The 13,344-nt window shown below is 70.1% G+C and carries 11 protein-coding genes; 6 read left to right on the top strand and 5 right to left on the bottom strand.

Annotation, left to right across the window (positions count from 1 at the left end):
- Positions 1-212: 212 nt before the first annotated feature.
- Positions 213-1,625 (top strand): amino acid permease, encoded by a 1,413-nt coding sequence (locus IGA62_RS18340; RefSeq protein ID WP_145819605.1) that lies wholly within the window; start codon positions 213-215, stop codon positions 1,623-1,625.
- A 39-nt stretch (positions 1,626-1,664) separates the two neighbouring features.
- Here the strand turns inward: IGA62_RS18340 and IGA62_RS18335 are convergent, their stop codons facing one another.
- Positions 1,665-1,847: a hypothetical protein gene (locus tag IGA62_RS18335; protein ID WP_145819606.1), complete on the bottom strand. Its 183-nt coding sequence runs from the start codon at positions 1,845-1,847 to the stop codon at positions 1,665-1,667.
- A 47-nt stretch (positions 1,848-1,894) separates the two neighbouring features.
- Between IGA62_RS18335 and IGA62_RS18330 the strand changes: the two genes are divergently transcribed.
- From IGA62_RS18330 to IGA62_RS18320, 3 genes are all read left to right on the top strand, one after another.
- Positions 1,895-3,085, top strand: coding sequence for an endonuclease (locus tag IGA62_RS18330; protein ID WP_145819607.1), 1,191 nt, complete (start codon positions 1,895-1,897; stop codon positions 3,083-3,085).
- A 157-nt stretch (positions 3,086-3,242) separates the two neighbouring features.
- Positions 3,243-5,591 carry a glycogen debranching protein gene (locus tag IGA62_RS18325; RefSeq protein ID WP_145819608.1) on the top strand — a complete coding sequence of 783 codons (2,349 nt, stop codon included), beginning with the start codon at positions 3,243-3,245 and terminating at the stop codon, positions 5,589-5,591.
- 86 nt (positions 5,592-5,677) lie between these two features.
- Positions 5,678-6,532: an aldo/keto reductase gene (locus IGA62_RS18320; RefSeq protein ID WP_145819609.1), complete on the top strand. Its 855-nt coding sequence runs from the start codon at positions 5,678-5,680 to the stop codon at positions 6,530-6,532.
- 76 nt (positions 6,533-6,608) lie between these two features.
- Here the strand turns inward: IGA62_RS18320 and IGA62_RS18315 are convergent, their stop codons facing one another.
- The 4 genes from IGA62_RS18315 to IGA62_RS18300 all read right to left on the bottom strand — a co-directional run bounded on the left by IGA62_RS18315 (position 6,609) and on the right by IGA62_RS18300 (position 11,131).
- On the bottom strand, positions 6,609-7,124 hold the full coding sequence (locus tag IGA62_RS18315) for a GNAT family N-acetyltransferase (protein WP_145819610.1): 516 nt from the start codon (positions 7,122-7,124) through the stop codon (positions 6,609-6,611).
- A 296-nt stretch (positions 7,125-7,420) separates the two neighbouring features.
- The gene (locus IGA62_RS18310; RefSeq protein WP_145819611.1) at positions 7,421-8,323 is read right to left on the bottom strand and encodes a hypothetical protein; all 903 of its coding nucleotides are present in this window, start codon (positions 8,321-8,323) and stop codon (positions 7,421-7,423) included.
- 232 nt (positions 8,324-8,555) lie between these two features.
- Positions 8,556-9,458: a hypothetical protein gene (locus IGA62_RS18305; protein WP_145819612.1), complete on the bottom strand. Its 903-nt coding sequence runs from the start codon at positions 9,456-9,458 to the stop codon at positions 8,556-8,558.
- A gap of 323 nt (positions 9,459-9,781) precedes the next feature.
- Positions 9,782-11,131: an AAA domain-containing protein gene (locus IGA62_RS18300; RefSeq protein ID WP_145819613.1), complete on the bottom strand. Its 1,350-nt coding sequence runs from the start codon at positions 11,129-11,131 to the stop codon at positions 9,782-9,784.
- Positions 11,132-11,379: 248 nt separating this feature from the next.
- On the opposite strand from IGA62_RS18300, the gene IGA62_RS18295 reads away from it, so the two are divergent.
- Positions 11,380-11,523, top strand: coding sequence for a hypothetical protein (locus tag IGA62_RS18295; protein ID WP_186500020.1), 144 nt, complete (start codon positions 11,380-11,382; stop codon positions 11,521-11,523).
- A 219-nt stretch (positions 11,524-11,742) separates the two neighbouring features.
- Positions 11,743-13,341, top strand: a complete 1,599-nt coding sequence (locus IGA62_RS18290; RefSeq protein WP_145819614.1) for a restriction endonuclease — start codon at positions 11,743-11,745, stop codon at positions 13,339-13,341.
- The last annotated feature ends 3 nt before the right edge of the window (positions 13,342-13,344 follow it).

The raw sequence follows: 13,344 nt of genomic DNA, 5'->3' as shown, positions 1-13,344 counted from the left end.
GGGTCGAATCCGGGCTCGCCGGTGGTGGTCGGCGGCGGCGCGTTGTGGCACGACCGGGTGACCGCCGGGCAGCGGGTGGGAGACAGCGCGCCGCAGGCCGTTTCCCCGCCCGCTCCCAGGGGTTGATTCCGTTGGATGCGTCCGGGGTATTGGCGCCGCGTCCGAGCGGCACCGGGGCGCACCACAACGGGATCGGGTGAGGGAGGACGACGATGACCTCCGGACGGGACGTCGGTGGCGGGACGGGCATCTTCCGCCGCAAACCGGTCGAGGAGATCACCGAGGAGGCCGGGGAGGGGTTGGCCCGGTCGCTGGGGCTCTGGCAGCTCACCGCGATCGGGGTGGGCGGCATCATCGGCGCGGGCGTCTTCGCGTTGGCCGGCGCGGTCGCCAACGAGACGGCCGGTCCGGCCGTCCTGCTGTCGTTCCTGATCGCCGGGGTGGCCAGCGCGGCGGCAGCGCTGTCGTACGCGGAGTTCGCCGGCATGATCCCGAAGGCCGGCTCGGCCTACACCTACGGGTACGCCGTGCTCGGCGAGGCGGTCGGCTGGTTCATCGGCTGGGACCTGCTGCTGGAGTACACGGCGATCGTGGCGGTGGTGGCGATCGGCATCTCCGGCTACTTCAACTTCCTCGTCGGCGAGCTGGGACTGGAGCTGCCGGCCTGGATGCTCGGCGCACCCGGCACCGGCGAGGGTCGGGTGGTGGACCTGTTCGCCGTGCTGCTCTGCCTGCTCATCGCGTTCCTGCTGAATCAGGGGATCCGAAACGCGGCCCGCTTCGAGACCTTCGTGGTCGGGTTGAAGGTCGCCGTGGTGCTCCTGGTGATCGTGGTCGGTTTCTTCCACGTACGGACGGAGAACTACTCACCGTTCTTCCCGTTCGGCTTCGGTGGCGCGCTGACCGGTGCCGCGACCGTCTTCTTCGCGGTCTTCGGTTACGACGCGATGAGCACCGCCGCCGAGGAGTCGAAGGACGCCCGCCGGCACATGCCGAAGGCGATCCTCTACTCCCTGGCCATCTCGATGGTGCTCTACGTGCTGGCGACGCTGGTACTGACCGGCATGCAGAACTACACCGAGATCGACCCGGAGAGCGGCTTCTCCTCGGCGTTCGCCTCGGTCGGCCTCTCCGGTCTGGCCAGCGTGATCGCGGTGGGCGCGATCATCGGCATCCTGACCGTGATGTTCACCTTCATGCTCGGGGTGACCCGGGTGTGGTACTCGATGAGCCGGGACGGCCTGCTCCCCGGCTGGTTCGCCAAGCTGCACCCGGTACGCCGGGTGCCGAGCCGGGTCACCTGGATCGTCGGCGTCGGCTCGGCGGTGATCGCCGGGTTCCTGCCGATCCGGCAGGCCGCCGAGCTGACCAACATCGGCATCCTCCTCGCCTTCGTGGTGGTCTGCGTCGCGGTGATCGTGCTGCGCTACCGCCGCCCGGACGCTCCCCGGACGTTCCGGCTGCCCGGGATGCCGGTGGTACCGGCGATCGGTGCGCTCTTCTCGCTCTGGCTGATCACCTACCTGGCGGCGGAGACCTGGCTGCGCTTCGGCCTCTGGTTCCTGCTCGGGGCGGTCGTCTACGCCCTCTATGGCTACCGCCGGTCCCGGCTGGCCCGCCGGTGACCCGTGGCGGGGCGCCCACCCCGGGGGCGCACGGGTCGGTCAGTTGTCGGCAGCCACCGCCAGGGTGAACTGGTTCAACGCCTGCTGCTTCTCCGGCGACAGCGACTCGACGTCGATGCGGTCCGGGCCCTGGTCGGTGCGGTTGTCCACGCCCTCGATCAACCGGTCGACGATGCGCTTCGCCTCGTCGGTGGTGAATCCGGCGTCGGTCAGAATGTCCAACGGATGATCTTCCCGAGTGCTCACCCCGGCCGATAGCATCGCTGACCATGAATATTAGGAGCATGGCCCGCTCGCGACCCGGGCGGATGATCACTGCCATCGCACTGGCCGTGGCGGTGGCGGTACCCATCGTGGTGACCTCCGCCTCGGCCGCGACCGCCCTCACCGTGAGCCAGGCGCTCGCCACACAGGACGGCCGCACGGCGACCGTGACCGGGTACGTCATCGGCCAGCCCACGTCGACCACGACGGTGCTCCGGTCCGGCTTCACCGCCGACACCGCGATCGCCATCGCCGACTCGGCCGCCGAGACCAGCACGGGCCGGATGCTCTACGTCCAGGTGACCACCGCGTACCGGAGCACGTTCGGGCTGCTCACCAACCCGGACCTGCGGGGCAGGCAGATCACCGCGACCGGCACGCTGACCGCCTACTTCAGCCACGGCGGGTTGAAGAACCCGACCGCGATGAGCCTCGGGGGCACCACCACGCCGTCCCCGACGTCGTCCCCCACCCCCGTCCCGACCAGCACCGTCCCGGGGGGTGACTACGACTCGACGTACTACGCCACCGCGATCGGCAAGACCGGCACCGCGCTGCGCAGCTCGCTGCACTCCATCATCAGGGTGCAGACGAAGCTCTCGTACGACCAGGTGTGGGAGGCGCTCAAGGACACCGACCAGGACCCGGCGAACACCAACAACGTCATCCTGCTCTACACCGGACGCTCGCAGAGCAAGAGCAGCAACGGCGGCGGCGTGGACGACTGGAACCGCGAGCACGTCTGGGCCAAGTCGCACGGCGACTTCGGCACCTCGACCGGCCCCGGCACCGACGTGCACCACCTGCGCCCGGAGGACGTCACGGTGAACTCGACCCGGGGCAACAAGGACTTCGACCTCGGCGGCAGCACGGTCGGCGAGGCCCCCGGCAACTACACCGACGCCGACTCGTTCGAGCCGCGCAACGCGGTCAAGGGCGACGTCGCCCGCATGATCATGTACATGGCCATCCGGTACGAGGGGAACGACGGCTGGCCCAACCTCGAGATGAACAACTCGGTAAACAACGGCACCGCGCCGTACCACGGGAAGATGGCGGTGCTGCTCCAGTGGCACCAGGCCGACCCGCCGGACGCCTTCGAGAAGCGCCGCAACCAGCGGATCTACGAGCGCTGGCAGGGCAACCGCAACCCGTTCATCGACCACCCGGAGTGGGCCCCCTCGATCTGGGGCTGACCCCGCACCGACCACGGCCGGTCCCGGCCCTGCCGGGACCGGCCGCATCCCATCGATGACAGTCGAGCCCCTTTACCGCATTGAAATCGGCTGTTATCTTTCCGGCAATCGCTGCAAGGTCTTGCGGCACCCGGACCCCGGACGTCGGAGAAGGCCCATGCCCACACCTCGCGCCCGGCGTACCCGGGCCACCCTCGCCGCCGGACTCGCCGCCGCGCTGGCCGCCGTGGCCGCGCTGGCCGCGCCCCTGGTCACCGCGCCCGCACCGGCCACCGCCGCGATCGACGCCCGCGCCCTCGGGGCGCGGTACGACAGCACCGGATCGCGGATCACCTTCCGGGTCCACTCCGGAGCCGCCACCCGGATGACCGTCAACCTCTACGCCAACCCCACCGGCACGAGTGAGAACGCCGCCTACCTGCTCACCCGGGACTCCGCCGGGGTGTTCAGCGCCACCGTGGACGTCGCCGCTCTGCGCGCCGCCGGCATCGCCGGCACGGTCTACTACGGCTACCGGGCCTGGGGGCCGAACTGGCCGTACAGCAGCGCCTGGACCAAGGGCTCGTCCGCCGGCTTCGTCGCCGACGTCGACGCCGCCGGCAACCGGTTCAACCCGAACAAACTGCTGCTCGACCCGTACGCCCGGGAGATCAGCCACGATCCGCTCCGCGCCGGCATGACCAACGAGACGGTGTACGCCACCGGGCCGACGTACCGGACCATCGACAGCGGCCCGCACGCGGCCAAGGGTGTCGTCCTCGCCGCCACCCCGGCGGACGTCGGCAGCAGGCCGACCCGGGCACTGAAGGACGACCTCGTGTACGAGGTGCACCTGCGCGGGCTGACCCGCAACGACCCCTCGGTGCCGGCCGCCTACCGGGGCACCTACCGGGGCGCCGCGCTGAAGGCCGGCTACCTCGCCTCGCTCGGGGTGACCGCGGTGGAGTTCCTGCCGGTGCAGGAGACGCAGAACGACACCAACGACGTCGACCCCACCGGCACCTCGGGCGACAACTACTGGGGCTACATGACCCTCAACTACTTCGCCCCGGACCGCCGCTACGCCTACGACCGCTCCCCCGGCGGGCCCACCCGCGAGTTCCAGCAGATGGTGAAGGCGTTCCACGACGCGGGGATCAAGGTCCTGGTCGACGTGGTCTACAACCACACCGGCGAGGGCGGCGTCTACAGCGCCGGCGGGTCGAACGTCTACAACACCTTCTCCTGGCGCGGGCTGGACAACCCGACCTACTACTCGCTCACCGCCGACCGGCAGTCGTCCTGGGACAACACCGGTGTCGGTGGGAACTACAACACGTACCACCCGGTCGCCCAGGACCTGATCGTCGACTCGCTGGCGTACTGGAAGAACGTGCTCGGGGTCGACGGGTTCCGCCACGACCTCGCCTCGGTGCTCGGCAACACCTGCCAGCACGGCTGCTTCTCGTACAGCCGCACCGACCCGAACACCGCGCTCAACCGGATCACCCGGGAGATGCCGCCCCGACCGGCCGGCGGCGGCGCGGGCGTGGACTGGATCGCCGAGCCGTGGGCGCTGGGGGACGGGACGTACCAGGTGGGGAACTTCCCCGCCGGCTGGTCGGAGTGGAACGGGCGGTACCGGGACACGCTGCGCCGCGACCAGAACAAGCTCGGCGTCGACGCGGTCACCCCGGGGCAGCTCGCCGACCGGTTCGCCGGCTCCTCCGACCTGTACGGCGACGACGGGCGGCGGCCCTGGAACTCGGTCAACTTCATGGTCGCCCACGACGGGTTCACCCTGGCCGACCTGTACGCCTGCAACAGCAAGAACAACAACCAGCCGTGGCCGTACGGACCGTCGGACGGCGGCACCGACGACAACATCTCCTGGGACCACGGCGGGATCGCCGCCGACCAGCGCCGGGCGGCCCGCAACGGGCACGCGTTCCTGATGCTCTCCGCCGGCACCCCGATGATCACGGGCGGGGACGAGGTGCTGCGCGGCATCCGTTGCAACAACAACCCGTACAACCTCGACTCGTCGGCGAACTGGCTGGGCTGGAGCCCGACGGCCGACCAGACCACCTTCCGGACCTTCGCCTCCCGGCTGGCCGCCTTCCGCCACGCCCACCCGGCACTGCGGCCGGTGAACTTCTACTCCGCCGCCGACACCAACGGCAACGGGATGGCCCAGCTCGCCTGGTTCACCCCGGCGGGCAGCGTCCCGGACGCGGCGTACTGGGGCAACGCCGGCAACCACGCGCTCGGCTGGCGGATCGACGGCACCGAGTTCGGCGACCCGGCGTCGGCGGTCTACGTCGGCTACAACGGCTGGTCCGGGGACGTGAACTTCACCCTCCCGTCACCGGGGGCCGGAAAGCAGTGGTACCGGGTCACCGACACCGCCAGCTGGGCCGAGGGGCCGAACCAGGTCGCCGTGCCCGGGTCGGAGGCGCCGATCGGCGGCCAGGGCACCTCCTACCTGCTGCGCGGTCGCAGCCTGCTCCTCCTCGTCGCCCGGTAGACATCCACCGCGCGTGGCAGGTGAGCCCCCGGGCAGGCGGGGTACGACAGCACCGGGAGACCGCGACCAGGCGCAGAGGGAGTGGCATGGCCACCAACACGATTCCGGACATCAGGCTCAACGACGGCAACACCATCCCGCAGCTCGGCTTCGGGGTGTTCCAGATCGAACCACGGGACACCGTCGCCGCCGTGCGGGAGGCGTTGGGCGTCGGCTACCGACATATCGACACCGCCCAGATGTACGGCAACGAGTCCGAGGTCGGGCAGGCGATCCGGACCTCCGGGCTGGAACGGGAGGAGGTCTTCGTCACCAGCAAGCTCAGCAACGCCTTCCACCGCCCCGACGACGCCCGCAAGGCGTTCCAGTCGACCCTCGACGAACTGCGGTTCAACTACGTCGACCTGTTCCTGATCCACTGGCCCCTGCCGACGCTCTACGACGGCGACTTCGTCTCCACCTGGCAGGCGCTGGAGGAGTTCAAGGCCGACGGCCGGGCCCGTTCGATCGGCGTGTCGAACTTCCAGGTGCCGCATCTGAAGCGCCTCGCCGCCGAGACGGGGACGGTGCCGGCGGTAAACCAGGTCGAGGTGCACCCGTACCTCGGCAACGAGCAGGTCCGCGCGTACGGGCGGGAGCACGGCATCGTCACGCAGGCGTGGTCGCCGATCGCCCAGGGGAAGGTGCTGGACGATCCGGTGGTGACCGGGATCGCCGGGAGACTGCGGCGCACCCCGGCCCAGGTGGTGCTCCGCTGGCACATCCAGCGCGGCGACGTCGTCTTCCCCAAGTCGGTCACGCCGGAGCGGATCGCGGAGAACTTCCGTATCTTCGACTTCGCCCTGGACGACGACGACATGGCCCGGATCGGCGCCCTCGACCGGGGCGAGAGCGGACGCCAGGGCGCCCACCCCGACACCTTCGACTGGATGCCCGCCTGAGGGTCCGCGCTTGGTGCGGGGTTTGGTGGTAGGAGGGGTCCCCTGTTACCGCTTTTTGTCGTGCAGGGGTCCCCTGCTACCACCCCAGCCCGGCGGTGAGGTCCAGCCGCCAGTCGTGGGAGCGCATCAACCGGCCCGGCGGGAACTCGAAGTCGGTCTCGCCGAGCAGAGTGAACCCGGCCTTGCGGCAGACCGCGTTCGACGGGCCGTTGTCGACCGAGGGGAAGGCGTGCGCGTGGCGGTGCGTCCGCCGGGCGCGGGCCTCGGCGACGGCGGCGACGAGCGCGGCGGTGGCCAGCCCCCGCCCCTGGTACGCCGGCAGAATCGACCAGCCCAGCTCGTACACCGTCGCACCGCGCCACACGCGTTCCCAGTAGCCGATGCTGCCGACCGCCTCGCCCTCCGGCGACGCGACCACCCGGAACATGCAGCCCTGACCGGTGCCGGCGAACTCCACGTACTTCCGGTGCCGGGCGAGGACTTTCTCCTCGGTCTCCGGGCCGCCCAGGTGCCGCTTCATCTCCGGTGTGTTGATCCGCCGCAGCAGGTCGAGGTCGCCCTCCTGCCACGGCTCCAGCCGCACGGCCGCCATGTCCGTCCCCCTTCGGAAAAGAAACGCCGCCCACCCGGTTACCCGGCTGACCTGCGCCGATCCGCCCGGGGCCACCAGCGACGAACCCGATGGCCGGCCAGGGCGATGTCGGCGGTGAGGCTACCTCGCGGCGGGACCCGCACCAGGGGGCGAACGGTGGCCCGGATCGTACCGGCCGGTCGGGTCGGAGCGCCGGCAGACGGTGCGCCGGACGGGACGTCCAACCGCGGAGACGTCGACGGCGCACGGAACGAGGAGCCGCCCCGGGGTGGGACGACTCCTCGTCGCGTCGAGCGTCAGCGGTCGGCGCAGATCGCGAACGACCGGATGTCCCAGTTGCCGGCGAACGGGTCCTCCTCGTACGCCCCGGAGACCACCAACACCGGCGCGGTCGCCACACCACCGTTGGGAGTGAAGTCGTCCACCACGGCCTCACCGGTGGCGCCGTTCACCTCGAATCCGCCACCGGTCAACACCTTGCCGGTCGGGCACGCGGCGACCACGCTGCGGAAGTCGCCGGAGTCGATGGCGCTGAGCACGGTGATGCGCGACAGCCCGGCGACCGGGTTCGCACAGATCGCGTACGCGGCCGCAGTCCAGTTGTCGACGAACGAGTCCGCCTCGTACGCCCCCACGGTCACCGCCGTCGGCGCGTTGACGGTGCCCCCGTTCGGACGGAAGTCGTCCACGACGCCCTCACCGGTCACCCCGGTGAGTTCGAACCCGGCTCCGGTCAGCACCTTGCCGGTCGGACAGGCGGCGGTGACACTGTGGAAGTCGTTCGAGTCGGTGGGGCTCAGGGCGGAGACCCGCACCAGCCCGGCCAGCGGGTTCGCACAGATCGCGTACGCGGTGACGGTCCAGTTCCCGGCGAACGCGTCCGCCTCGTACGCCCCCACGGTGACGGCGGTGGGGGCGGTCAGCGTGCCACCGTTGGGAGTGAAGTCGTCCACCACCACCTCGCCGGTCGCCCCGGTGATCTCGTACCCCGTTCCGACCAGCACCTTCCCCACCGGACAGGTGGCGGTGACGCTCCGGAAGTCGCTCGAGTTGCTGGCGCTGGTCGCGGAGATCCGGACCAGTCCGGGGACGGCGGCCGAGGCCGGGCTCGCCGGGGCGAGGACCCCCACGACGGCGACGCCGAGCGCGAGGGCGAGCCCGCGGGTTCCGTTACGCCGGAACCCTGTCTGATCTGACATCGTTGCTCCTGTTCCGCTACCCCGGTTGCGGCACCGCGTGCCTCTGGTGTCCGGGGCCACTGCCATGACGCGCTGACTCTAGGTAGTCGGGCGAGCTGGCATTATCCGGAAGACGACTACGACAGGTAACCGACTGATTCCTACCTTTTCGGTACTTGCCGGCAATGTCAGACGAGGTGCCGGCAAAGCTGTGCCGCCCCCGTTCCCGGGGGCGGCACAGCACGAACAGTCGTCAGAGGCTCGCGCAGATCCCGAACGACCGGATGGTCCAGTCCTCGTCGTAGGGGTCCTCCTCGAACGCGCCGGTGATGACGGACACAGGCGCGGTGGCCGGGCCACCGCCGGGAGCGAAGTCGTCCACCACGACCTCACCGAACGCGTCCCTCAGCTCGAAACCTCCGCCGAGCAGCACCTTCCCCGGAGGACAGACGGCCACGACGTTGGTGAAGTCGGTCGAGGCGGGGACGCTGATCGCGGTGGCCTGCACCAACCCGGGGATCGGGTCCGCGCAGACGGCGTACACGGTCGCCGTCCAGTCACCGTAGAAGGGGTCAGCCTCGTAGGCCCCGAGGGTGACCGCGGTCGGAGCGCTGGCGAGGGTGCCGTTGGGCCGCAGGTCGTCCACGATGCCCTTACCGACCACCTCCCTGAACTCGAACCCGGAACCGGTCAGCACCTTGCCCACCGGACAGGTCGCGGTGACGGTGTTGAAGTCGGTCGAGTCGTCCGGGGTGGTCGCCGCGACCCGCACCAGCCCGGCGATCGGGTCCGCGCAGACCGCGTACGCCTTGACCGTCCAGTTCTCGGCGTACTCGTCGACCTCGTACGCGCCCACCGTCACCGCGGTCGGGGCGGTGGTGGGGCCGCCGTTCATCCGGAAGTCGTCCACCGTCACCTCACCGTTCCCGCCGAGGATCTCGTACCCCGTCCCCACCAGCACCTTTCCGATCGGACAGACAGCGGTGACGCTCTGGTAGTTGAAGGAACTGCTGGCGCTGGTCGCGGTCATCCTCATGAGGCCGGGGACGGCGGCCGAGGCCGGGCTCGCCGGGACGGCCACCCCCGCGAGGGCGACGCCGAGCACGAGGACGAGCCCTCGGGGCCCGAACCGCCGGAACCCTGTCTGATCTGACATCGTTGCTCCTTCTCCTCAGCCCGGTCCCGCCACCGCGTACTCCAGGCTTCTCGGTCGGCTGGCATGGCGTCCGGTTGGCCGGCGGGCCGACGCGTTGGTGGCCGTGGGGACAACCAGACGTCGCCATGGTCAACCCCGCCACGTTCCACCTCGTCAAAACGGGAGCACGCGCGGTTGACCGCAGAATGACGCCCAGGCGTTCCACCTGGCGGGCGGGCCGGGGCCTCCCTGTCGGTGCGCGCCGTGCGGAGAGCACGAGACGCCGGATCCGCCCGCCCGGACGTGCGGTCGGTCGGTCGGAGCAGGATTCCGCCCGGGTGGGGCTACCCGCGGTCGACCGGGAGGGCTGAGGACCCCGCCGCCACGCTGGTCCGCCTCAGCATCGACAGGATGCCCTGGTTCGCCTCCCAGCCGTCCGGGAAGCGGACCGGGACGTCGAGGTGCACCGGCTCGGTCGACGGGTGGGCGTCGAGCAGGTCCGCGATCCCGGCCCGGGCCACCACGACGCACGCGTGTCGGTGCCGGCTGGTCAGCACGCAGAGCCGCCCCGACTCCAGGTGGAACGCGGTCGCGTCCCGCCGGCCGGAGAGTGGGTGCAGGACGATCGTCACGTCGTACTCGCGGCCCTGGAGCCGGTTGGCGGTGTCCACCGTGATGTCCGCCCCGGCCTCGCCGAGCCGGGCGCGGATGGCCGCGACCTGGTCGCGGTGCGCGGCCCCGACGGCGATCCGCTTCGCGTCGACCGGGGAGGTCTCCCCGGAGGAGTACGCCACCGCGCCGCGTTCGAGCACGCGCAGGGCCAGGGCGGCGCAGGCCGCCGCCGCCTCGCCGTCAGTCCGTACGGTGTGCCGGGCGGGCAGCTCGTAGAGCGCCCACCCCGACGACGCGGCCAGCTCCACCGTCGCGTCGAGGAGGTCACCCGGCCCGGTCTCGGTGAACGTCAGCACCCGGTCGTCCGGGCCGGTCCCGGCGCGGAACCCGGTGAACGGGTAGAACGCCGCCGCGACCACCGGAGCGGCCGAGGCGGGCAGCCGCCACGACACCGGCAGTCGGTGCACCGGCAGGTCCGGGTTGTGGCGCAGCAGCACCGCCACCGCGGACTGCATCGGATCCCAGGTCAGACCGGTCCAGCGCGCGGTCTCGACGGTGGAGAACGGGTCGAGCTGGCCGGGATCCCCCACGAACAGGGCCCGCTCGAACCTGCCGGCCACGCGCAGCAACGCGTCCGAACGCATCTGGTACGCCTCGTCGACGATCGCCCACCGCCAGGTGCCGTCGGCGACCGTGGCCCACTTCGCGGCCGTACCGACGATGACGGCCGGACCGCCGAGGTCGGCGACCTTCGCGGCGACCCGGACCGTCTCGTGCGCCCTGATCCGCGCCGACGGCCGGTAGTCGGCGGCCGAGAGGCGGCCGATCCGCAGCTCGGGGGCCTTGCGGGCGAGCCGGTCGATCAGGTCGTCCACCTGCTCGTTGGTCTGCGCGACGATGATCAGCGGCTCACCGGCCTCGGCCAGGTCGACAGCGGCCCGGACCACGAGGGTGGACTTGCCGGCTCCGGGCGGCGAGTCGACCACGACGCCCCGGTGCGCGCCGGAGCGCAGGTCGGCCAGGACGGCCGTGATGACCCGTTCCGCCTCGACGGCCGGCGGCAGATCCAGGGCGGCGCGCATCGTCCTCCACCTCCCGCTCGCCTCCACCGGCCAGCTCCGAACCTGCCCACCATACGTCGGCGGGGCCCGCCGGAGGCGCGGGCTCCCGTCCCGGCGGTCAGTAGCTGAAGGTCGTCGCCCCATGGCCGATCCAGCGCCACATCTCGACAACGCCCAGCCCCATCGTCGACCGAAGTCGGCGTCGCGTCAGACCGGTGGTCCGCGAAGCTACGGGAGTCCGCCGCTGCCGTCCGCATGATGGCGAGCGGATGGCAGCAGACCAACGGGGCATGGCGACCACTGCGGTTGTCCTCGGTTGGACTGTGGTGGCGATCTATTCCCTCGGGCTGCTCTGCGCCGGAGCGTTCCTCCTGGCCAGGGGCGTCAGCCTCCTGGGCGTGATCAGTCGTTGACGAGCGGCGGTGCCAGCCGTCCCGGAGAAGCCGCGCCGAAAAGGGGCCATGTCCAAGATCCGACATTCTGGCCGGACCATCGGCCAAGAGCTGGCCTTTCTTGGCCGCGAGGAGTTGCCGTCCGCCTCTACCCAAAGTCCGGCGCGGCACAGGGTCATCTCGAACGCGGTTCCTCGCTATGGTGTCGGGTCCCCATCCCTCACTCGACAAGGACGGAACGTGGGCATCATCCGGGAGATGCAGCGTGCGCACGCACGCCAGGTGCGCGCACAGCGACAGGCCCAGGCTGTCGCTTACCGGCATCACCAGCAACTGGTTCGCGCGGCGGAATCCGCCAGGAAGGCTGCACAGCGTGCGGCCGCAGAAGACGCACGTGAGCGCAAGAGGCTCTATGTCGAGGCGCGTCTGGCCGAAGTCGCCGCGAGCAACTCGGAGTTGCTGGGCCATCTCGAGGCGCTTGACACCCTGCTTGCCACGACGCTGACCGTGGATGATCACATCGATTTCGACAGCTTGAAGAAATCGGTGAACCACCCACCGTTCAACCCCGGCTCTCTCGGCACTCCCGTGCCTCCTCCCGACTGGCGCCAGTTCGCGCCGCCGGAGCCCGGCGGACTTGGCAAACTCTTCGGTGGGCAGGCGAAATATCAGCAGCAGGTGTCCCTGGCACAGCATGCGTTCGGACAGGCCCAGGCGCAGCATGCAGCGGCAGAGGCCGACCGGCAGCGCAGGCTGGCCGCCGCCTACCAGCGATACCAGCAGCACTGCCAGAAGACCGAGACGGAGGCGGCTGCACACAACGCGGAAGTCGAACGGTTCGCAGCGGCGGTCGCCGCAGGTGAGCCGGCTGCGGTCGTCGAGTACTTCGGCATGGTGCTGAGCAACTCCGTGTATCCGGATGACTTTCCTCAGCAGTACCGGCTGGCGTACGTGCCCGAGTCACGCCAGCTCATCATCGAGTACCACCTTCCGACCATGGACGTGGTCCCCGCCGTGCGCGAATACCGCTACGTGAAGGCTCGCGATGAGATTGCGACGACAGCTCGTCCCGGCAAGGAGATCCGGGAGCGGTACGCGAACGTCGTTGCCCAGGCCACGCTCCGCACCGTGCACGAGGTTTTCGAGGCCGATCGTGCGGGACTCGTGGATACGGTCGTCTTCAACGGCATCGTCGATACGACAGATCCGCGTACTGGCGCCGCGGTCCGGCCCTGTCTGGTGACACTCCGGACCACTCGGGAGGTGTTCGCCGAGCTGAACCTGAGCAGGGTCGAACCCACGGCGTGTCTCCAACACCTGAACGCTTCGGTGTCGAAGCGTCCGGAAGCCCTGGCACCGGTGCGCCCGGTCCTCGAGTTCGACATGGTCGACAAGCGCTTCGTGGACGAAGTCGACGTCCTCGCGGACCTCGATCACCGACCCAACCTGCTGAAGCTGAGCCCGACCGAGTTCGAGAGTCTGATCCAGAACCTCTTCGCCAAGATGGGCCTGGACACCAAACAAACCCGCCCGTCGCGGGATGGTGGTGTCGACTGTGTTGCCTACGACCCGCGCCCGATCTTCGGAGGAAAGGTAGTGATCCAGGCCAAGAGGTATCGCAACACCGTCGATGTCTCGGCAGTCCGAGATCTCTTCGGAACCCTGCAGAACGAAGGGGCCTCCAAGGGGATTCTGGTGACCACCAGCGGCTATGGCCCGGCTTCCTACGAGTTCGCCTCCGGCAAGCCGCTGGAACTGATCGACGGCTCCAATCTGCTCTACCTGCTCGCCGAACACGCCGACGTGAAGGCTCGTATCGATGCCAGCGAGCTCGACTGATCC

The sequence above is a fragment of the Micromonospora sagamiensis genome (assembly GCF_014680085.1).
GTDB classification, from domain to species: Bacteria; Actinomycetota; Actinomycetes; order Mycobacteriales; family Micromonosporaceae; genus Micromonospora; species Micromonospora inyonensis.
This window is presented reverse-complemented; position numbering and strand designations above follow the sequence as displayed.

Excerpts from the sequence above, each read along its gene's own strand:
- IGA62_RS18340 (WP_145819605.1), top strand. The coding sequence starts at position 213 with ATGACCTCCGGACGGGACGTCGGTGGCGGGACGGGCATCTTCCGCCGC.
- IGA62_RS18330 (WP_145819607.1), top strand. The coding sequence starts at position 1,895 with ATGAATATTAGGAGCATGGCCCGCTCGCGACCCGGGCGGATGATCACT.
- IGA62_RS18325 (WP_145819608.1), top strand. The coding sequence starts at position 3,243 with ATGCCCACACCTCGCGCCCGGCGTACCCGGGCCACCCTCGCCGCCGGA.
- IGA62_RS18320 (WP_145819609.1), top strand. The coding sequence starts at position 5,678 with ATGGCCACCAACACGATTCCGGACATCAGGCTCAACGACGGCAACACC.
- IGA62_RS18315 (WP_145819610.1), bottom strand. The coding sequence starts at position 7,124 with ATGGCGGCCGTGCGGCTGGAGCCGTGGCAGGAGGGCGACCTCGACCTG.
- IGA62_RS18310 (WP_145819611.1), bottom strand. The coding sequence starts at position 8,323 with ATGTCAGATCAGACAGGGTTCCGGCGTAACGGAACCCGCGGGCTCGCC.
- IGA62_RS18305 (WP_145819612.1), bottom strand. The coding sequence starts at position 9,458 with ATGTCAGATCAGACAGGGTTCCGGCGGTTCGGGCCCCGAGGGCTCGTC.
- IGA62_RS18300 (WP_145819613.1), bottom strand. The coding sequence starts at position 11,131 with ATGCGCGCCGCCCTGGATCTGCCGCCGGCCGTCGAGGCGGAACGGGTC.
- IGA62_RS18295 (WP_186500020.1), top strand. The coding sequence starts at position 11,380 with ATGGCAGCAGACCAACGGGGCATGGCGACCACTGCGGTTGTCCTCGGT.